Genomic DNA, 20259 nt, shown 5'->3' on the forward strand with positions numbered 1-20259 from the left:
CGGCGTTCGCGCCGTGCGCGGTCCCTCGCGTCAGCCCCCGGCCATCGCCCAGCGGTGGGCCCGCAGCGGTGCGCCCCGCTCGCGCAGCGTCCACGGGTCCGCCAGCTCGTGGAGGAGCAGACGGTCGGCCAGGGCGGTGCGCTCCTCGGGAGCGAGCGCGGCGACGGCGGTGACGAGGCGCTCCGCGGTCGCCGTCCCGTCCACCGGACCGCCGTAGGCCAGGAGGCGCGCCGTCCCGGCGTCCAGGGGGGCGTGCCCCGCGGCGTCGTCCGGCCGCGGCCCGCCCGCGCGGCGCAGCGGTGCGGCGGCCTCGTCCGGCAGCAGGTCCGCGTACCCGGGCAGCTCGGCGTCGTCGGCGATGAGCAGCAGGTGCTTGGCGATCAGCGCGGCCTCGGCGAACGGGGTGCGGACGGCCAGCGCGGACAGGGCCGCGGGCGGGAGACCGGCCACGCAGCCGGCGTGCAGCAGGATCTCCCGGACGCGCCGCGCCCCGGGGCCGGCGGGCAGCAGGGCGGCGGTGCGCTCGATGAACCGGGCGAGGACCGCGTCGGCGTCCTCCGTTGCGGTGCCCTCCGCGCCGCGGAAGTAGCGGGCGAGGTAGCCGTACCACCACGCCAGGTGGACGGCGTACAGCTCCGCGACCGTGCGCTCGTACGCGCCGGCCGGGAGGAGCCCCTCCTCGGCGAAGTCCCGCAGGGCGGGGACGAGGTCGCGGTAGACGAGGCGTATCCAGGTGTGGGGGGAGCGCTGGATGCCCCAGCAGTCGCCCCGCGCGTGGTCGGCCAGCAGCTCGGCGGGGGCGATGACCCCGGCGGTGAAGTCGGTGACGAAGCCGGGGACGAGGGGCGCGCCGGTCCCTGACTCGCTCGCGGCACCGGGGGCGGCGGCCTCGAAGCGGTACAGGTGCTCGTCCGCGCGCGGCGGTCCGGGTACGGGCAGCTTGTCGTCGATCAGCCGCTCCAGCTCGGCGTAGCGGCGGTGGAGCGCGTCGAGGGGCAGGTCGAGCCGGGGGTGCAGGGGGTTGGCGAACCGGTTCTTGACCTTGGCGATCTCCTCGGACAGGGCCTGGTACAGGAAGATCTTGTCGAACCGGTAGCTGAAGGACAGGCCGATGTAGGGGAAGACGGTGCAGTCCCGGCACTCCGAGCGGTGCCCGACCTCCTCGTCGCGCACCCGCAGGAACTCCTCGTCCCGGACCAGCTCGCCCAGTGGGCGGTCCCACGGGAGGGAGTTGTCGAAGGCGTGGTAGCAGGGCAGGACCAGACGGCCGTCGGGGCCGACGGTCAGGATGCGCTTGTTGGCGAAGCAGTCCGTGGGCGCGGTCGGGTCCAGCGTCTCCATGTACTTGCGGAAGTGCAGGTTGACGAGGGCGTACGGCTGGTACAGCAGGCGCAGCAGTTCGTCGGCGATCCGCCCGCCCGTGGGCTCGGAGGCGGACATGCGCGCCGTGCGCTGCGGACCGGCGCCGGCGAGCGGCTTGCCGTTCTGCTCGATCAGCTTCAGCTTCCGGGCGGTCCGGTTGACGTCCCTGACCGTGTCCTGCTCGTCGAAGTACTCGAACATGCCGGAGAAGTAGACGGGCAGCCGGTTGTCGTGCGCGAAGCGCAGCAGGTCCGGCAGCTCGTCCAGGTTCTCGCGGGTGACGACGCAGATGAGCTTCAGGTTGCCGGACCCGGTGGCGGCGATGCGCCGGATGACGTCGAGCGCCCGGTCCAGGGTCGGCACGCCCCGGATGGCCCGGTACCGGTCCGGCCGCAGCGTGTCGAGGGAGACGTTCATGGTGTCGACGTACGGCACGATCGCCTCGATGTGCTGGGCGAAGCGGATCCCGTTGGTGGTGATCTCGACCGTCATGCCGAGGGACTTGGCGTGCTGGACGATGCCGTCGATGTGCGGGTGCAGCACGGGCTCACCGCCGGTGAAGTCGACGTAGCGCACGCCGAGGGCGTGCAGCTCGTCCAGGATCTGCCGGCCGCGCTCCAGGCTCAGTTCCTCGTAGCCCTTGAACTTGTCGTCCTGCCAGACGTTGCAGTAGCCGCAGAGCGAGTTGCAGCGGAAGGTGATGTAGAAGCGGGCCGCCTGGAGCAGGCCGGTACCGGCGGCGGCGTTCGTGGCCGCGGTGCCGGGAGTGGCGGGCGCGGCCGCCGGCGCGGCAGCGGGTACGGGTGTGGTGGCGGCAGCAGGTGCGGGGGTGGCGGCGTCGGTGCTCGGTGTCACTGTGGTCTCTCCGTGGGGTGGGCCGGCGCGGGCGGTGGCGGTGGCGGGGTCAGGGCAGGGGCTTGCCTCGGGCGGCGATCCACAGCGCGTACCACTCCTCGTGGGACAGGCCGGGCTCCCCGACGGCCGCGTCACGGCAGGCGCGGATGCGTTCGGGCCGGCTGGTGCCGACCACCGGGCGGATGCCGGCCGGGTGCCGCTGGAGCCACCACAGCAGGACGGTCTCCGGCGTCGTCCCCTTGGCCGCGGCGAGCTCCCCGATCAGGTCGGCCGCGGGAGACGGCTCGGCGCCGGTGTAGCGGCCGCGGGCGAGGGCTCCCCACGCCTGGAGCTCGATGCCGTGGGCGGCGCAGTACTCCAGCGTCCCGGCCGGGAAGCCGTTGGCGGCCGCGGCGCCGGTGTTCACCAGGACGCCGGCCTCGACCCAGTCGCGCCGCTCCAGGCTCATCTCCAGCTGGTTCGCCACCAGCGGCACGTCGAGGTGCGCCTGGAGCCGGTCGATCTGGGCGGCGCTCATGTTCGACACGCCGAACTGCCGCACCAGCCCCTCGGAGTGGAGGTCGCCGAGCGCCCGGGCGATCTCCTCGGGGCGGGCGAGCGGGTCGGGGCGGTGCAGGAGGAGCGTGTCGATCACGTCCGTACGCAGCCGGGCCAGGCTCTCCCGCACGCGGCGGACGATGCTGTCGGCGCGCAGGTCGTACAGCCCCGGGCGGCCCTCCGCGGGGAGCCGGATGCCGCACTTGGTCTGGAGCACGATCCGCTCCCGCAGCCCGGGCGCCCGGGACAGCACCTCTCCGAAGACCGCTTCGGACTTTCCGTGCCGGTAGATGTCCGCGTGGTCGAAGGCGGTGATGCCCGCGTCGAGCGCGGCCTCGACGGCGGCCTGGGCGTGGTCGATGTCGGCGGCGGTGTACGGCCTGTCGTCCCAGGTGCCGCCCAGGCCCATGCAGCCGTACAGCAGCCGGCCGTGCGGCGGCCGGGCCGCTCCGTGGGCTCCGCCCGGTGTGGTGTCGCGCATGCGGTTCAGTCCTTCACGGCGTCGGCGAGCATCTCCGCGGCGGCGAGCACCGGGAGCTGGGTGTTCGATGCGGGAACGGTCGGCAGCAGGGAGGCGTCCACGACACGCAGGTTCGCCAGGCCGCGCACCCTGCCCTCGCCGTCGGTCACGGCGAGCGGGTCCTCCGGCCGCCCCATGGCACAGGTGCCGACGGGGTGCCAGTACGTGCCGAGCCGGGCCCGCAGCTCCGCGTCGGACGACTCCCGCGAGGGGCCGCCCGGCACCGGATCCGCCAGAGCCCGCAGCGGGGGCGCCGCCGCGAGCCGTTCCACGATCCCGAGGCCCGAGCGCAGCGCGGCGGCGTCCCGGCCGCCGGGGTCGGAGAGGAACCCCGGGTCGATGTCCGGGGCCTCGGCCGGATCGGCGGAGCGCAGCCGCACCCGGCCGCGGGACACGGGCTTCATGAGGAAGGCGGAGATGCCCGCCTCGTACGTGCCCGGCGGCAGCGAGCCGAACAGCGGATCCCCCGCGGACGGCAGGACGTGCAGGTTCCACGACCCCTCGGGGCACCCGTCGCCGGCCGCCCGGATCAGCATGCGGCTCACGTACAGGTCGCCCTCCCGCTCCTTCGCCGCGAGTGCCGCGTTGAGCGCGCCGGTCGGCGCGAGCGGCACGAACACCCCCGGCTGGTCGGTGAGGTTGGCCCCGACGCCGGGCAGGTCGGCCTCCGGCCGGATGCCCAGGGCGCGCAGGTCGTCCGCCGGGCCGACACCGCTGCGCAGCAGCAGCGCCGCCGAGCCGAAGGTGCCGCAGGCCACGAGGAAGGCGCCGGCCGTCAGGGTGTCCCGCCGCCCGGCGGTGACGACCTCGGCGGCGGTGACCCGGCCGCCGCGCACGGTCAGCCGCTGCGCGGCCGTATCGCCGAGGACGGTGAGGTTGGGGCGGGAGCGCGCCTCGCCGAGGTAGGCGAATGCGGCGTTCCAGCGGGTCCCGTCCAGGGCGTTGAGCAGCGGCGTGCCGTACCCGGGACCGCCGGGCGCACCCATGTCGACCCGGGCGAAGCCCAGGTCGCGGGCGGCTTCCAGCGCGGCGCCGCTCCACGCGGACAGTTCGTGCTCCGGGACGGGTCGCAGGCGCATCTGCTCGACGGCGCGCCGCCGGTAGGGCTCCAGCGCCGCGGCGGACCAGCGCTCGCCGCCCGCGCGGACCCACTCCTCGTGATCGGCCGCGCTGCCCCAGGTGTTCCAGCAGCCGTTCACACAGGACGAACCGCCGAGGACCCTGGCGCGGAACCGGTGCACGGCGGTACGGCGCTCCCACAGGTGGTCGCGGGGCAGGGCGTGGGCGTCGAGGAGCGTGGACGGCCACTCACGCCACCGCGGCCCGTGGTCCGGCCCCGCCTCGACCAGGCACACGGTCCGGCCCGGGTCCTCGCTCAGGCGGGCCGCCAGGACGCACCCGGCGACTCCGCCGCCCAGGACGACGACGTCGTAGCCGGTGGAGCGGGCGGAGGCGCTCATGCGCCGTCCCCCGCCGGCACACCGGCCCGGTCCAGCAGGTCGGCGAGGCGGATCGCTTCGGTCCGGGTGGACGGGACGGTGCAGGCGTGCGCCCCGGCCACCGCCCCGAACCGGCCGCAGCGCTCCAGCGGTTCGCCGCCCAGCCAGCCGTAGAGGAAGCCGGCGGCGAACGCGTCACCGGCGCCGTTGGAGTCGACCACCGGTGCCGGCGGGGCGACCGCCGGGATATGCGTCAGCTCGCCGTCGGCCAGCAGGTACGCGCCCTCGCTGCCGGCGGTGGCCACGACGGCGCGGGCCCTGCCGCGCTCGACGATGCCGCGCATGGTCCGCTCCGGGTCCGCCAGCGCCGTGGTGGACACGAACACGAGGTCCGCCTCGTGGGCGAACGGCTCGTGGTAGGGGTTGACGCCGTCCCAGTTGTGCAGGTCCGTCGAGATCGTCGCGCCGGCTTCCCGCAGCGCGGGCAGCGCCTGGGCACACGGGTGGGTGATGACGACGTGGGCGTGCCGGCTCGCCCGGGCCAGATCCCGCACCACGTCCTCGGGCAGCCGGTCGGACGCGCCCGCCCGGGTGTCGTCGTACAGCGACAGGCGCCGTCCGTCGGGCCCGACGAGGTTCACCGCGCGCTTGGTGCCTCGGGGCTGCCGGACCTCGGTGAACGGGATGCCTCGGTCGCGGTGGAGGGCGCGCACGAGGTCGCCCTCCGGGTCGTCGCCGATCATGTCGAGGTGGTGGGTGCGCAGCCCCAGGGCGTGCGTACCGAGGGCGACGAAGTCACCGCTCTGGCCGGCCCGGGTCACGATCCCCGGGCGGATCATGTAGCTGTCGGCGAACGGGAGGGGCAGCTCCGGGACGTGGACGACGGTGTCCACGCCGGCGCCGCCCAGGACGAGGACGTCGATGCCGGTATCGGTGTTCATGGCAGTTCCTTGGCTGTGTCGGCCGGGAGGTCCGGCGCGGTCCGGCGCGGTACGGCGAACCGTCACGCGGTACGGGCGGTCGGGGGGCGGGACGGGGAGTCGGACAGGGGCGGGAAGAGGCGTTCGAGGACGGCCGCGACGCCGTCGTCGTCGTTGCCCGGCGCGGTCTCGTCGGCGTGCTGCCGCAGCCGGGGGTGGGCGTTGCCCATGGCGACGCCGTGGCCGGCCCACCGCAGCATGGGGATGTCGTTGGGCATGTCGCCGAAGGCGATGGTGTCGGCCGCGGCGAAGCCCAGCAACCGGGCCGCGGCGGCCAGCCCGCTGCCCTTGTCCACCCCGGCGGGCAGCAGTTCCACCATGCCCTCGCCGGAGTGCGTGACGGCGATCCGGTCCGCGCAGACGCGTCCCGCCAGCGCGGCCAGGGCGTCGTCGCCGAGCCGCCGGCTGCGGATCAGCACCTTCTCCACGGGGTGCGCCCACAGCGCTCCGTGGTCCTCCACGAGCCGCCAGCCGTGCCGCACCCGGTCACCGAACCCGGGGGTGACCAGGAACTCCCCGGCGAGGCCCGCGGTCACCACGCCGAGCGCCAGCGGCCCCGCCTCCTCGGCGATGCGGCTCACGAGCGCGCGGACGGTGGGGCGGTCCAGGGCCGCCGTGGCCAGCAGACGGTCCGCGCCGACGTCGTACAGCTGGGCGCCCTGGCCGCACACCGCCACCCCCCGGTACCCCAGCGGCTCCAGCAGGCTGCGGCAGCCCGCGGCGGGGCGGCCGGTGACCACCAGGTGACGGGCGCCGAGGGCCGCGGCCCGCGCGAGGGCGGCACGCGTCCGGGCGGAGACGGTGAGATCGGCGCGGAGCAGCGTGCCGTCGAGGTCCGTGGCGACGACGGAGAAGGTCGGCCGGCGGGCGGGGCCGGGCACCGGGCGCGGTGCGCTCACCGCCCGGCCTCCCGCCGCCGCTCGTCGTGGAGGAGCAGCAGCGTGTGCGCGGCCAGGGACGCGGCGTCGGTGACGCGGCCCGAGCGCACCAGCTCCCGCCACTCGCCGGGGCCGGCCCAGCGCCGCTCCATGTCGGCCTCGGAGGGCTCCGGTTCGGGCTCGCCCTCGGTGAGCTCCTCGGCGAGGAAGACGTCGCAGCCCTGGCTGGCGTACCCGTAGGCGACGTGCACCCGCCCGAGGAGCGTCATGCGGGCGGCCCGCAGACCGGTCTCCTCGCGCAGCTCGGCACGGGCCAGATCGAGCGCGGTGCCGCCGCCCCGGTGCCCCGCGGGCCACGAACCCTGCGGGAACTCCCAGTACCGGCCGCCCACCGGGTAGCGGAACTGCTCCACCAGGCACACCCGGCCCTCCTGACGGGGGATCACCAGGGCGTAGTCGGGCTTGTCCACGACGCCGTAGCGGCCCCGGCTGCCGTCGGGGCGGCGGATGTCGTCCTCGCGCACGCTCATCCACGGGTTGCGGTAGACCTCGCGGGAGCGGATGGTGCGGATCACGCGGCTCTCCCTTCGGGGCGGTCGAGCAGGGTACGTACCCCTTCGGCGACACCCCGCACCCGGAGCCCGTGCCCGGCGAGGAAGCCGTCGAGGAGACGGCTCGTCAGACAGCTGTGGGCGGGCCTGCTCGCGTAGCGGCCGTCCGCCTTCGGCACCCGCACCACCAGGGAACGCGGCACGCCCAGCCCGTCGGCCACGGCCTCGGCCCACGCGGCCCGCGACACCACCTCGGGACCACCGAGATGGAGCAGCGGCGGCGTGCCGGGGGCGAGGGCGGCCGCCGTCACCTCGGCGACGTCCGTCACCAGCACCGGGGTCGTCCACTGGTCGTCCGGGGCCTCCACGGGCTCACCGCGGCGCAGCCGGTGGGCGCAGGCGGCGAAGAAGTTGAGCCACTTCGCGCTGCGCTCCGGTTCCCAGCCGTAGACCAGGCTGACCCGCAGCACCGTGGCGTCCGCGGTGCCGCGCACCACGGCCTCGGCGGCGAGCTTCGCCCGGCCGTAGGCGTTGGCGGGCGCGGTGGGGGCCGACTCGTCGTTGACGGGGGAGCGGCCGGGGAAGACGTTGTCGGTGGAGACGAGGACCGTGCGCAGCCCCGGCGCGGCGGCCGTGAGGTTCCGTGCCGCCGCGGTGTGCAGCGCCACCGCCCGGTCCGGGTGGGCCTCGCACCACGTCACGTCCGACGGCCCGTGCACCAGGACCACGCGGTCGGGGCGCACCTCACCGACGACCCGCCGGCAGGCGGCCGCATCGGCCGCGTCCAGCGGGACCCAGGACGCCGGGGCACCTGCGGGCGGGCGGCGGGAGGCGAGCACCGGCCGCTCCCCCCGGGCGGCGAGCCGGGCGGCGACGGCGCGTCCCACGAAACCGCTGCCGACGATCAGCGTGCGCGTCATACCGCCGTCACCACCTGCCGCGCCGCGCCGCGCGCGGCGAGCAGCCGCCCGGCTCCGATCAGCCCGTGGTCGTCGTCCGCGGCGCCGAGGACCACCATCCGGCCGATCTCCTCCGGCGTGAGGCCGAAGCAGCCGAGCCGCTGCAGCTCCTCGGTGAGCAGTTCGGCGTAGCGGGGCCCGACCGCGAGGGCGAACCCGCCCATCAGGACGTAGCGGCGCACACCGATCGAGGTGAACACCGACGTGATGGCGGACGCCAGATGGGTGAGCCCACCGCGCAGCACCGCGGTGGCGAACGGGTCGTGCGCGCGGATCGCGGCGGCCAGCGCCGGATTGCCGAGGCGGGCCGGGTCGGGGGCCAGGTCCGCGAGGGCGGAGCGGGCGTAGCCGCCGGGGTCCGCGGCGGCGGCGCGACGCGCGGCGGCCAGCACGCCCCGGCCCGAGGCGATGCCGCCCAGGTGACCCCGCCCGCCGCAGTCGCACGGCGCCGCCTGCGGTGAGGGGTCGCACCTCCAGTGGCCCAGCTCGCCCCCGTGGCCCTCGGCGTCGAGGAGCACCTCGCCCGCCCGGTACACCTTGCTGCCGATCCCGGAGCTGACCGTGATCAGGCAGAACGGCGGCTCGTGGGGGCCCCGCACATGGCGCCAGACCGCTGCCGTGAGGTCGTTGACCACGACGACCGGCACGCTCAGCCGCTCTTCGAGGAGGTCGCGCAGCGGCAGGGGCGCGCCGCGGCCGCCCCAGATCGTCGGGGCGGTGACGACCCGCCCGTCGGCCGTCACCGGGCCGGCGAACGCGACGGCGAGGGCGCGGCTGCCGTGCCGTGCGACGGCCTCCCCGGCGAGCCGGCCGAGCTGCTCGGCCACCTGCCGCTGCAGCACGGGCACCGGCGCCCCCGGATGGAGGGCGATGCCGTCCGTGGGCGTGCGGCGCACATCGGCGAGGGTGCCCGCACCGGCGTCGTAGCGGCCGGTCCGCAGGGTCGTTCCGCCGACGTCGGCGACGGTGAAGGCTGGTTCAGACACGGGTTCCTCTGCTTCCTGCGGTGGCATGCGGCTGGGGAGGCTGCTCCACGGATCCGTCCTCCAGGACGATCGCCCCGTCGATGTCGGCCCCGGCGGGGACGACGGCGCCCGGCAGCAGGACGCTGCGGCGCACCCGCGCCCCGGCCCCCACGCGTACGCCGGGGAAGGCGACGCTGCGCTCGATCCGGCCGCCGTTGACCAGGTCGGCCGGCACGAGGGAGCGTTCGATGCCCGGGGCGCGGCCGACCAGGCGGCGCGCCGTGCCGGGGCTGATGGTGCGCGGGAGGTCCGCCAGCGTGAGCGGCGCGCCGGGCGCGAGGAGCGCCAGGTGCGCCCGGTGGTAGCGGTCGACCGTGCCGATGTCCTCCCAGTGCGAGGCGACTTCGTACCCGAGGATGCGCTCGCCGCCCGCCAGCATGGCGGGGATGACGTCCCGGCTGATGTCGTGCTGCCAGCCGGTGCCGTCGAGCTCCTCCAGGTAGCGGTGGAGCCGGGCCGCGTCGAAGACGCAGAAGGCGGCGAAGACGAGGTCGCTGGTCGGCTCCGCCGGCTTCTCCACGAACGCGGTGAGCTGCCCGGCGGCGTCGAACTCCACCATCCCGAACAGGTGCACCCAGCGGCGCTCGATGCGCTGGTAGGCGAGCGTCAGCGCCGCGCCGCCGCGGCGGTGTGCCTCGATCAGCGGACGGTGGTCGAAGCGGTACACGTGATCCGCGTGCAGCAGCAGGATCTCCGTGGTGCCGGGGGCGAACAGGTACGGGGCCTTGCGGATCAGCGCGTCGGCCGTACCGCGCTCCGGCCGCCCGGGGCCGTCCGGCGGACGGTAGCCGGTGCCCTCCCGGTAGCCCCGGTCGTATGGCCCGAAGTGCACCCGGAAGCCGGGCCGCCACCAGGTGCGGTACAGGTCGTCCATCAGCTGCCGCTCCTCGTACTGGGACAGCAGCAGCACCTCGCCCAGGCCCGACGCCTCGGCGTTGGCGAGCGAGAAGTCGATCAGCCGGCAGGTGCCGCCGAAGGGCACCAGCGGTTTGAGCCTGCCCCGTCCGAGCCGGCCCATCCTGCGTCCCTCGCCGCCCGCGAGCAGGGCCGCGCGCACCGGCTCAGCCACGGCGCACCCCGTCCCACGCGCAGCGGCCCGAGGCGAGGGTGACCAGCAGGTGGACGTCCCGCTCGCCCTGCGGGGCGTCCCGCCCGGCCGGCGGCAGCGGCCCGGTGAACTCCCCGGGCGCGGAGCGCTCCAGGGGGCGGACGGTCACGCCCCGGCGCCCCGGCCCCGGCGGGCCGGGCTCCACCAGCTCCACCCGCTCGGCGTGGGGCAGCCGGTACACGATCCTGCCGTCCTCGACGGCGCACCGCCCCGCCAGCCGGTCGCGCAGCTCCCGGTCACCGCCGGCGACCGCCGCGCACCGGGCGAAGTCGGCGCGCTCCCAGGCGGCGTCGAACAGGGCGCGGGCCGCCGCCGCGTCGACGGGCCGGCAGCGCCCATAGGCGTCGGCGTCACCCAGGCGGGCAGCCGCCGCGGCGACGGCATCGCGGTGGGTCTCGTACGCCTCCGGCGGCAGCAGGTCGAACCAGCCGTGGCGCAACGGCAGTTCGATGCCCGGCGCGGGCCGCCGGCCCTCCCACAGCGCGGTGAACGCCTCCGTGTGCCGCCGCGCGACGTTCTCCCAGGTGAACCGCCGTGCCCGGGCGATGGCGTTGGACCGCAGCCGGCGGTGGTCGCCGGGCCGGTCGCGGAGCAGGGCCACCGCTTCGCGGATGCGCCGGGCGAGCGCGTCCACGAGCAGGGCGTCGTCCTCGGCGAACGAGCGGTTCACCGCGAACCCCGTGGCGGTCGCGGCGCCGGGGCCGTCCAGCGGGTCGCCGGTGTGGCCGAAGTGGGCCATGCCGAGCTGCGCGGTGGCGATCGGCACCGCCCCCATCGCCATCGCCTCCCCCTGGGCTATCAGGAAGGTGTCCATCTCGAACTTCGACGGGAAGAGGCAGAAGTCCGACGCGGCGGCGTACGCGACGATCCGTTCCTCCTCGACGCGCTCGCACTCCAGATGGATGCGGCCCCGGTGACGGGTGACGACGTCGTTGACGTACGGGTCGCCGATGCCGCCGTCGGTGAGGCAGCGCAGCACGAAATTGGCCGCCAGGCCCTCGCTCAGCACCCGGTCGACGGCACGGAACAGCTCCGTCTGCCCCTTGTGGTGCACGGCGTAGCGGGCGTTGTGGAAGAACGTCGGCAGGGCGGGGTCGAGGCCCAGGGAGGACAGCACCCCGGCCCGGTCGTCGGCGGGCGGCCGCCCCCCGGTCCACCGGTCCCCGATGGCGCAGCCGCCCACGAACGCCTTGTGCGCGTTGCGGCGCACCGCGTCGCGCACCGGATGGCCGGTGAACAGCTGCTCGAACGGCGTGTCCGCGAAGCCGGTGTAGAACTCCAGGTGCCCGGGGGACAGGAAGTCGATCAGGTCGGCGTGGTCCGCCACCAGGTCGTAGACGCGCACGTGACCGGGCCCGTACTCGTAGTGCAGGTGGGTGCGCTGCTGGTACGCGCTCATCACGGCCTCGGCCCCGGTGGGCGGCCGGTCGGGGTCCTCGTCCTCCGGCGGCAGCGCGACGGGCGCGCCCAGCAGGTCCAGGAGCCGCTCGACCTTGGGCCGGTGGACCTTCTTGGTGATCGGCATGTTGCTCTGCACCGTGGACACGACGAGCATGTCCGGGTCGTCGCGGAAAGCGGCCGGCATCAGGTAGTGGTAGTACGGCTCGTGGGCGTGCAGCAGCGCCCTGCCGTCGCCCAGCCGCTCGCGCACGAAGCGGATCGTGTCCACCTGGTAGGCGAGCGGCTTGAAGAACACCAGGTCCCGGCCCTTGCTGTCGTACGGCGGGTAGAACCGGTCGGGCAGCTCGTCGAGCAGCTCGTTGGAGAGGAAGTACAGGTCCACGCCCTCCAGGCGCACCCGGTGCGCCGTGGTGGTCAGCGGGATGCGCACCTCGGAGGGGAAGCGCTCGCCCCAGGTGCCCGGGTCGAGGACGAGGGGCAGCTCGTAGCTGTCCCGGTAGTCCAGCGTCTCCACGTCGTAGTCGCGGCGCAGGTCGTCGAGGCGGCCGTGGGCCGGGGTGACGACGGAGACGCGGTGCCCCTGGCGGGCGAACTCCGTGGAGAGGTTCCACAGGTAGACGGAGATGCCGCCCTGGAGGAAGCGGTGGTCGAAGCCTCCGCATTCGAAGTAGGTCTCGATGATGTGCACGGTGTCGTCCTTCACCGGGAGGCCGGAACGCCGCTGGCCTCCACGGCGTGCCGCAGGTTGATCGCCGCGTGGTAGGCGCGGTCGTGGGCGTACGCGTACTCCAGCTCGTGGATCAGGCGGCGCAGCCGGATCAGGCGCCAGGCCGGGTGGAGCGAGGAGCCGGGACCGGGGTCGGCCAGCAGGTCGCCCGCCCGGGTCGCCCACAGCCCGGCGGCCGCGCGCAGCCGGCCCAGCTCCGCCAGCCGGCGGGCCGTCCAGCCGGGGGTGTCGGGCGCCACGCCCGCGGCCTGCAGCAGGGCCGTGCGGCAGGTGTCCTCGGGGTCCATGCCGACCGTCTGCGCGGCGTGGTCGGTGAACTCGTCGGCGGCGAAGATCTCCAGACCGCGTCGCAGGGCCGCCAGGTCCTGCCACGGCGAGGAGACCGTCGACGGGTCCTCCGGGTCGGGGCAGGGCGTGGACAGGTCGATCACGCACATCTCCCAGGTGCCGTCGGCCCGTTCCCGGCGCAGCAGGTGGGACAGGTGCAGGTCGCCGTGGCAGGGGCCGGCCGGCCAGGGCCGGGCCGGCAGCGACCGCACGGCCCGCAGCGCGCGTTCCAGACCGGAGACGGCGGCCTGCCGCACCGCGGCCGGGTAGCGGGTGTCGTCCAGGATCCGCGGGCGCAGCGCCGACAGCCGCCGGGCCGCCTCGGCCGTCTGCGCCTCGGCGGCTCCCTCCGGGTGCCCGCCGAGCCGCTCCGCCAGGTCCCGGTGGAAGCCGTGCAGGAAACGCCCTGCCTCCCGCAGGGGCGCGGTGAGGCCGCGCAGGGAAGCGGCCACCGCGCCGTCGGGTGCGGCACCCGCCGCCAGCAGCGGCCACACGGCGCGTATCCCGGTGCGCAGCGGGACGTTCAGCCCCTCACCGGCGGCGAAGCGGTACACGACGCCGAGCGGTTCCTCGCGGCCGGTGGACGCGTCCACGTACGTGTAGTCGCCCGCCGGCTGCTGCGTACGGCCGGTGGAGGCCATGAGGCGGAGCAGCTCCGGCTCACGGGTGCCGCTGTCGATGCGGCGGTACGTCTTGTGGACGTGCGCCCCGCCGCCCAGGTCGAGCAGGGAGAGCGTGTTGGAGCACCAGCCCGGGTCGAAGGGCACCTGACCGCGGTACGCGGGCGGCGCGCCGCGGAACCGGACGGTGTTGCCCCGCGCCGTGGGCAGGTCCAGCCCGTCGCGCAGCGCCGCGACGACGAGCCGGTCGAACGAGGCGTCGCAGGTGGCGCTGCGGACCGGTGCGGTACCGGTGACGGGCACGAACCAGCGGGCGGTGGCGTCCGCGGTGACGGACGCGACGATCAGCAGCCGCACGTCGCCGAGCACGGCCGTGTCGTGCAGTGCGAAGCGGCCGGTGCGCCGCGGCGTCTCCTCCATCCACGAGGCCTCGCGGAGCAGGTTCACGACCGCGGGGGGAGGGGCGCCGAGCAGCAGGGTGTCCAAGGGGTCAGCTCCCGGTCATCTCGTATCGGTCCACGCCCCGGTTCCAGACGACCAGGGCGAGCGCCGCCAGGCCGGCCGCCACGACGAAGAGCCAGGGCAGCAGGTCGGTGTGCCCGAACAGCAGGAAGGCGGCGGGGACGTAGGCGGTGAAGGCGTAGGGCAGCACCCAGGTCAGGACCCACCGCAGCGAGGGGTGGTAGAGGTCCAGCGGGTAGCCGGAGAACTCGCCGAGCTGGTGGCTCGCGTACAGCGCGGGGAAGCTGTCGGTGAGCCAGAAGGCGAGGGCGGCGAACAAGGTCTTGACCGAGGCGAGGATCAGGGTCCCGCAGAGCACCAGGACCGGTGCGAGCAGCAGCGTCCCGGCCCCCACGGCGAGGTCCAGGTGCGCGGCGGCCCAGCAGACCAGCGCCAGCCCGGTGACCAGCTCCCCGAACCCGTCGGGGTAGAGGAAGCGCTCCGACAGCAGCGCGAACAAGGGGTGGACCGGCCGGATGAGGTAGCGGTAGAACTCGCCGGTGCGCACCAGCTTGCGGGCGAGGATCCACAACTGGTCGGTGAACATCCGGTCGAGGCCGCGCGGCAGCAGCGAGAAGCCGAGCAGGAACAGCACCTGGTGGTAGGTCCAGCCCGCGATGACGGGCACGTGCCGGAACACCATCCCGATCACCGCGACCTGACAGGTGACCCGCAGCAGCAGCCCGCCGGCCCCGAGCAGGAAGTCCATGCGGTACGCGGTCAGCCGGTGGAGACTGACACCGCTGAGCAGCCAGGTGAGGCGCAGGTAGCGGGCCGCGGTGGCGAGGGGGCTCATCCGCCGAGCACCTCCAGCCGGCGCACGGCCCGCCGCCAGGCGAGCGTGCACGCCCCGGTGAGGAGCGCCGCCCAGCCGAGCTGGACCACGAGGATCCCCGCGGCGCCGGACACGCCGTCGTACCGGCCGAGCAGCAGGCGCAGCGGCCCGTCCACCATGCCCTGGAACGGCAGGGCGTGTGCGACGGCGGCCAGCGGCCCGGGCATCAGCGAGAGCGGGACGACCTGTCCGGCGAAGAAGGCGACGACGCTGTCCTTGACGATGCGCACGCCCCACACGTTCGTGGTCACGAATCCCGCGAGCCCCACGAGCAGGTTGATGCCGAACCCGATGACGAGCGAGAGCGCCGCGGACACCGCGAACAGCAGCGCCCGCGGCCAGGTCGGCGCGGTGAGCGGCAACAGCAGCGCGTACACCACCACCAGGGGCACGGCGACGAGGACGGCGTTGCACAGCGACACGGGAAGGCCCGCGGCGAACCGCGCCAGCGGGTAGCTCACCGGGCGCAGCAACGACACGGCGATGTCCCCGCGCTGCACCTCCCCGGCGACCTCCTCGTCCACCCGGCTGGCGTGGAGCAGCCCCAGCACCTGCGCCAGCAGGACGTACGTCGTCAGCTGCGCGGACGTGTAACCGCCGAGCGGGCCGCCGTCGCCGCCCTCGTACACGGCGCGCCACAGGAAGACCTGCACACCGACGGCGGTCGCCGCGGTGAGGGCGCTGACGGCGAACGACGAGCGGTACTGGAGCAGGCCCTGCAGGCTCGCGACGCCGAACGGCGCGTAGCGGCGCAGGGACGCCAGGGGTGCCGGGCCGGTCATACGGCGGCCCCGCGCTGCCCGGCCGCACCGGCCGCACCGGCCGGTCCGGCCGGGACGGTGTCCGCGGGCGGCGCGGCGTGCCCGGCGCTCCCCGTGTAGATCCGCCGCAGCACCGACTCCAGGTCCGGCTCCGGTGCGACGCAGTCGGTCACGTCGAAGTGGTCGAGCAGGAAGCCCATCACCTGGCGGGCGGACCAGCGGCCGGCCGGGTACTCGACCGTCACGCGCCCGCCGTCGGCCGGCGTGGCCGTGGCGCCGTCCAGGTGACGCTCGATGATCCTCTTCGTCTCCTCCGGCCCGGTCTCCCGGCCCTGGTGCTCGAACACGACGGCACGGGTGTCCGCGGTGCGCAACAGCTCCTGCACGGTGCTCTGATGGATCACCTCGCCACGGTCGACGACGAGGACCTGGTCGCAGATGGCGGTGATGTCCCCCATGTCGTGGCTGGTCAGCAGCACGGTGGTGCCGCGTTCGGCGCTGACGTGGTTGACGAGCGTGCGCACCGCCTGCTTGAGCACCAGGTCCAGGCCGACGGTCGGCTCGTCCAGGAAGAGCACCTTCGGGTCGTGGACGATCGCGGCGGCGACCTCGGCGCGCATGCGCTGGCCGAGGCTCAACTGGCGTACGGGCGTGTTGCCGAGGGCGTCGAGGTCGAGCAGCTCCCGGAACAGCTCCATGTTGCGCCGGTAGACGGGCGCCGGGATGCCGTGGATGTGGCGCAGGATGCGGAAGGAGTCCGGCACCGGCAGGTCCCACCACAGCTGGCTGCGCTGGCCGAAGACGACCCCGATGTTCGCGGCGTTGCGCCGCCGCTGCTCGTACGGCTCCAGTCCGGCCACCCGGCACCGTCCGGCCGTCGGGCGCATGATCCCGGTGAGCATCTTGATGGTGGTGGACTTGCCGGCGCCGTTGGCGCCGATGTACGCGGCCCTGGTGCCGGCCGGTATCTCGAAGGAGACGCCGGACACGGCGCGCACGGTCCGGTACTCGCGGCTGAACAGCGAGCCGAGGCTGCCGAGCAGACCGGGCCGGGGCCGGTGGACCCGGAATTCCTTCACGAGGTTCTCCGCGACGATCAACGCTCGCCCTCCGTGACGCGCTCCAGGGCCTGCCCCAGCAGGGCGATGCCTTCCTCCAGGAGCGCGCGGCCGATGGTGAACGGCGGCGCGAGCCGGATGACGTTGCCCCCGAGCGCGGTCCGCAGTCCCAGGTCGAGCGCGGCGCGGTACACCGCGCGCGCGATGTCGGGCGCCGGCTCGCGCGAGGCGCGGCTGCGCACGAACTCCAGCCCGTACAGCAGGCCGATGCCGCGCACCTCGCCCAGCACGTCGTACCGGGCGTGCAGCCCGGCCAGACCCTCGGCCAGCACCCCGCCCAGCACGTCCACCTGCTCGATCAGGGCGTCACGGCGCACCACTTCGAGCGTGGCGCGCGCGGCGGCGATGCCCAGGGGGTTGCCGGCGTACGTGGACGCCGTCGACCCGGCCCGCGCCGCGTCGGGGTGCCGCAGCACGGGGGCGCGCCCGGCCAGCACGGCGAAAGGGAACCCCGAGGCCATGCCCTTCGACAGCGCCACCAGGTCGGGCTCGATACCGAACCGCTCGGAGGCCAGGAAGGCGCCGGTGCGCCCGCCGCCGGTGAGTACCTCGTCGGCGACGAGCAGCACGCCGTTGTCCCGGCAGCCGTCGGCGATCTGCTCCCAGTAACCGGGCGGCGGGACGATCACCCCTGCCGCACCGAGGACGGGCTCGAAAACGAGCGCGGCGACGTTGGACTTCTCCGCGATGTGGCGGCGTACCAGCGTCGCGCAGCGCACGCCGCAGGACGGGTAGCTGAGTTCGAGGGGGCAGCGGTAGCAGTAGGGCGAGTAGCCGAGGATGCTGTTGCCCGAGAGCGCCTGGTTGCCGATGTCCCAGTGGACCAGCATGCGCGCGCCCTGGGTCTTGCCGTGGAAGCCGTACCGCAGCGCGCCGATCCGGTTGCGCCCCGGCTCGGCGACGGCCTGGACCACCCGCAGCGCGGCCTCCACGACCTCCGCGCCGGTGGAGAAGAAGGCGTACGTGTCCAGTTGCTCCGGCAGCAGCTCGGCGAGCAGGTCGCACAGGGCGGCGCGGCCGGCGGTGGCGGAGTCGTGGACGTTCCACAGCCGCGCGGCCTGGTCGGTCAGCGCCGCGACGACCTCGGGGTGGCAGTGGCCGAGCGACTGGGTGAGGGTGCCGGCCGCGAGGTCGATGTATTGGTGGCCGTCCAGGTCGGTGAGGACGGCGCCGCGGCCCTCGGTGAAGACCCGCCGGCCCAGTGCCGACTCCTCCGACGCGCCCGGGGCCAGCCGGGCGGCCTCCCGCTCCAGCAGGCGCCGCTGGAGGGGCCGTTCCTCCCGGGGGAGCCGCTCCCGCTCCGGCGCGCCGGTCATCGCTCGCCGCCGAGCGGCCCGACCTCGAGGACCAGCAGCTTCAGATCGTCGTCCGAGTCGTTGACGAGTCCGTGCGCGCCGTGGGGGCGGTTGGGGACGACGTCGCCCGCGTGGACCGCGAACTCCTCGCCGTCCAGCGTCATCCGGCCCCGGCCGGAGAGGATGACGTAGGTCTCCTGGTCGTCGGCGTGGCGGTGCACGCCGATGGAGGAGCGCGGCGGCAGCACGACCAGGTCGACGAAGGCGATCCCGGCGGGCGCGTCCTCGCGCCGGTAGACCCGGTGGGCGAGGATCGTTCCCTCTCCGCCGTGGTCGCCCGTCACCTCACGGAGCAGGCCGTCGTAGAGGTTGGCGAGGGCGGGACGGGACGGCTCGGCGGGGTTCATCGGGCTGTGGCTCCAGGGCTTCGGGGGGCGGTGGGGAGCGGGGCGGGGAGGCCGGCCGCACGGCGGGCGAGCGCCCGCAGGGCCTCGTCGAGCGCGCCCGCCGGGATGTCGTCCAGGTCGTCGACGAAGGACGCCGTGCCGATCCCGCGCGGCACCACGAGGTGCAGACGGCGCCCCCGCCGCTCCCAGGCGGCGTGCAGGGCGCCGTGCATCAGCTCCGGGGTGCAGGTCTGCGGGTCGTGCACGGGCAGGCCGAGCGCCGCGAGGAGGCGGACGATCCGCTCGCAGTCGGCGGCGTCGATCAGCCCCAGTACCCGGGCGAGCTCGCTGGACAGCGCCATGTCGACGGCGACCGACTCGCCGTGGGCGACGCGGTAGCCGCTGGCCGTCTCGATGGCCGGTCCGAAGGTGTGGCCGAAGTCGACGAGCCGGGCGAGGTCGTGCTCGCGGAGGTTGGGGCAGAGCTCCTCCATCATCAGCCGCATCGAGGTCCGCAGGACGTAGCCCTCCACGCCCCGCGGGGCGGCGTCCGCGAGCCGGGCGGGGACCGGGCGGGGCGTGAGGAAGACGTCGGGGCACTCCTCCAGGGCGCGGAAGAGCGACGCGTCCTTGATGACGGCCATCTTGGCCACCTCGCCCAGGCCGCAGCGCACGTCGCGCGGTGCCAGCGTCCGGAGGAACGCGGGGTCGTTCAGCGACGCGTGCGCGGGATGGTAGGCGCCGAGCATGTTCTTGGTGCCGAGGGCGTTGACGCCGGTCTTGACGCCGACGCCGACGTCCACCTGGCCGACGAGCGTGGTGTTGACCTTGATGTAGCGCACGCCGCGGCTGTAGATGGCCGCCGCGAAACCCACCAGGTCGCAGGTGACCCCGCCGCCGACGGCGAGCAGCACACCACGTCGGTCGAGGCCCTCCCGCTTGGCCCGGGCGCAGATCTCCTCGACGGTCGCCATCGTCTTGTGGTGCTCGCCGCCGGGGAGGACGGCCACGCTCCAACTGCCGGGCGTGAGCGCCGAGGAGAGGTACTGCCGCAGCCGCTGCCCGTAGAGCCGCTCCACCGTGGGCCCGAGGAAGGCGACGACCCGGCGTCCCTCGCAGTACCGGGCCAGGAGCGGGTTCTCCGGGTCCAGCAGGCCGCGCGTGATGTCGACGCGGTACGACGTGCCCTCGGGTGCGCGCAGCGAGAAGCCGCCGTCGTCGCATCGCACCCCGGGCTCGACAACGGCTGCTTGCACCGTCACGACACTCCTCGAGTCCATCGGCAGAACTGCCGAACGTCCGTCAATTGCGGTCAGCGGCAAGGACTTTAATGACCATGTCCGATGCTTCGCAATGACTTGCTGAGAGCTTCTGCAAGAATTTTCAATGCATGACAGGCGTCGGCCGGACGCCCACGGCGGCGGCGCCGTCCGGCCCTGCTGGAGTGGTCCAACCGCTACCACCACGTGAGGGAGGTGACCCGCGACGACGTCCTCGCCCACCTCAGGACGCTGCACGGTCTCAGCGACGTGACCAGCTCGTCGCCCTGCGGTCGCTGTTCACCTGGGCCACACGGCAGGGGTTGATCCGCCGCAACCCCACCAGCCGAATCAAGGTCGGGCAGAACGATTCCGCCGTGCTGCAACCTCTCCTCCCTGAGCAGGTCGAGCGCTCCGTCGCAGCTGCGTTGACGCCGGCGGCGCGACTCGTCCTCGCCCTCGCGGCGGTCCACGCCGCCCGGATCGCCCACATCGTCGCCCTCGTGCTCGAGGACGTCGATCTCGGCAACCGCCGGCTGACCATCGCCGGACGCGCCCGGCTTCTCGACGACCTCACCCTGGAGCTGACCCAGGGCCTGCCCACTCCATCTCGCGGAGGTCTTCGGGCCCGACGGGAAGACCGCTATGCGCTACGCGGACTCCGCACGAGCCCTGCTGGAGCAGGCCGCCGGGGGAGTCGGAGTTCAGCCGAGATACGCGGCAAGGGGGCAATGAGTAGATCCTGATGCGGCTTCACGCGTGGTCAGCACAGTGACGCCGCAGTACATGCGTACATCTCGCCCTGGAAGCCGGAA

18 protein-coding genes are annotated in these 20259 nt (G+C 74.6%); 1 reads left to right on the forward strand and 17 read right to left on the reverse strand.

Annotation, left to right across the window (positions count from 1 at the left end; translation table 11 throughout):
- Positions 1-30: 30 nt before the first annotated feature.
- The 17 genes from ACIA79_RS08870 to ACIA79_RS08950 form a co-directional block, all read right to left on the reverse strand.
- Positions 31-2217 carry a radical SAM protein gene (locus tag ACIA79_RS08870; protein ID WP_399427445.1) on the reverse strand — a complete coding sequence of 729 codons (2187 nt, stop codon included), beginning with the start codon at positions 2215-2217 and terminating at the stop codon, positions 31-33.
- 49 nt (positions 2218-2266) lie between these two features.
- Positions 2267-3235, reverse strand: coding sequence for an aldo/keto reductase family oxidoreductase (locus tag ACIA79_RS08875; RefSeq protein WP_399427446.1), 969 nt, complete (start codon positions 3233-3235; stop codon positions 2267-2269).
- Positions 3236-3240: 5 nt separating this feature from the next.
- The gene (locus tag ACIA79_RS08880) at positions 3241-4734 is read right to left on the reverse strand and encodes a GMC family oxidoreductase (RefSeq protein ID WP_399427447.1); all 1494 of its coding nucleotides are present in this window, start codon (positions 4732-4734) and stop codon (positions 3241-3243) included.
- The gene (locus ACIA79_RS08885) at positions 4731-5654 is read right to left on the reverse strand and encodes an adenosine kinase (protein ID WP_399427448.1); all 924 of its coding nucleotides are present in this window, start codon (positions 5652-5654) and stop codon (positions 4731-4733) included. Before ACIA79_RS08885 ends, ACIA79_RS08880 begins: the two co-directional genes overlap by 4 nt.
- Before the next feature lie 62 nt (positions 5655-5716).
- Positions 5717-6592 carry an HAD family hydrolase gene (locus ACIA79_RS08890; protein WP_399427449.1) on the reverse strand — a complete coding sequence of 292 codons (876 nt, stop codon included), beginning with the start codon at positions 6590-6592 and terminating at the stop codon, positions 5717-5719.
- A complete protein-coding gene (locus ACIA79_RS08895) occupies positions 6589-7146 on the reverse strand; it encodes an NUDIX domain-containing protein (RefSeq protein ID WP_399427450.1) in 558 nt (185 codons plus the stop codon). Before ACIA79_RS08895 ends, ACIA79_RS08890 begins: the two co-directional genes overlap by 4 nt.
- The gene (locus ACIA79_RS08900) at positions 7143-8042 is read right to left on the reverse strand and encodes an SDR family oxidoreductase (RefSeq protein ID WP_399427451.1); all 900 of its coding nucleotides are present in this window, start codon (positions 8040-8042) and stop codon (positions 7143-7145) included. The genes ACIA79_RS08895 and ACIA79_RS08900 overlap by 4 nt, the downstream gene beginning before the upstream one ends.
- The gene (locus ACIA79_RS08905) at positions 8039-9067 is read right to left on the reverse strand and encodes an ROK family protein (RefSeq protein WP_399427452.1); all 1029 of its coding nucleotides are present in this window, start codon (positions 9065-9067) and stop codon (positions 8039-8041) included. The genes ACIA79_RS08900 and ACIA79_RS08905 overlap by 4 nt, the downstream gene beginning before the upstream one ends.
- Positions 9060-10175: a sugar phosphate nucleotidyltransferase gene (locus ACIA79_RS08910; protein ID WP_399427453.1), complete on the reverse strand. Its 1116-nt coding sequence runs from the start codon at positions 10173-10175 to the stop codon at positions 9060-9062. Before ACIA79_RS08910 ends, ACIA79_RS08905 begins: the two co-directional genes overlap by 8 nt.
- Positions 10168-12303, reverse strand: coding sequence for a glycosyltransferase (locus ACIA79_RS08915; protein WP_399427454.1), 2136 nt, complete (start codon positions 12301-12303; stop codon positions 10168-10170). The genes ACIA79_RS08910 and ACIA79_RS08915 overlap by 8 nt, the downstream gene beginning before the upstream one ends.
- 11 nt (positions 12304-12314) lie before the next feature.
- Positions 12315-13775 (reverse strand): phosphotransferase, encoded by a 1461-nt coding sequence (locus ACIA79_RS08920; RefSeq protein ID WP_399427455.1) that lies wholly within the window; start codon positions 13773-13775, stop codon positions 12315-12317.
- A gap of 4 nt (positions 13776-13779) precedes the next feature.
- Positions 13780-14586: an ABC transporter permease gene (locus tag ACIA79_RS08925; protein ID WP_399427456.1), complete on the reverse strand. Its 807-nt coding sequence runs from the start codon at positions 14584-14586 to the stop codon at positions 13780-13782.
- Positions 14583-15407 (reverse strand): ABC transporter permease, encoded by an 825-nt coding sequence (locus ACIA79_RS08930; RefSeq protein WP_399427457.1) that lies wholly within the window; start codon positions 15405-15407, stop codon positions 14583-14585. The genes ACIA79_RS08925 and ACIA79_RS08930 overlap by 4 nt, the downstream gene beginning before the upstream one ends.
- Positions 15404-16465: an ATP-binding cassette domain-containing protein gene (locus tag ACIA79_RS08935; RefSeq protein ID WP_399427458.1), complete on the reverse strand. Its 1062-nt coding sequence runs from the start codon at positions 16463-16465 to the stop codon at positions 15404-15406. Before ACIA79_RS08935 ends, ACIA79_RS08930 begins: the two co-directional genes overlap by 4 nt.
- Before the next feature lie 17 nt (positions 16466-16482).
- Positions 16483-17820 carry an aspartate aminotransferase family protein gene (locus tag ACIA79_RS08940; RefSeq protein WP_399427459.1) on the reverse strand — a complete coding sequence of 446 codons (1338 nt, stop codon included), beginning with the start codon at positions 17818-17820 and terminating at the stop codon, positions 16483-16485.
- Complete coding sequence (locus tag ACIA79_RS08945) at positions 17817-18206, reverse strand: cupin domain-containing protein (protein ID WP_399427460.1); 390 nt, start codon at positions 18204-18206, stop codon at positions 17817-17819. The genes ACIA79_RS08940 and ACIA79_RS08945 overlap by 4 nt, the downstream gene beginning before the upstream one ends.
- Positions 18203-19447 carry a sedoheptulose 7-phosphate cyclase gene (locus ACIA79_RS08950; RefSeq protein WP_399427461.1) on the reverse strand — a complete coding sequence of 415 codons (1245 nt, stop codon included), beginning with the start codon at positions 19445-19447 and terminating at the stop codon, positions 18203-18205. Before ACIA79_RS08950 ends, ACIA79_RS08945 begins: the two co-directional genes overlap by 4 nt.
- 320 nt (positions 19448-19767) lie before the next feature.
- Between ACIA79_RS08950 and ACIA79_RS08955 the strand changes: the two genes are divergently transcribed.
- Positions 19768-20190, forward strand: a complete 423-nt coding sequence (locus tag ACIA79_RS08955) for a hypothetical protein (protein ID WP_399427462.1) — start codon at positions 19768-19770, stop codon at positions 20188-20190.
- Positions 20191-20259 lie beyond the last annotated feature (69 nt).

The sequence above is a fragment of the Streptomyces sp. NPDC051310 genome (assembly GCF_044455245.1).
GTDB lineage: Bacteria > Actinomycetota > Actinomycetes > Streptomycetales > Streptomycetaceae > Streptomyces.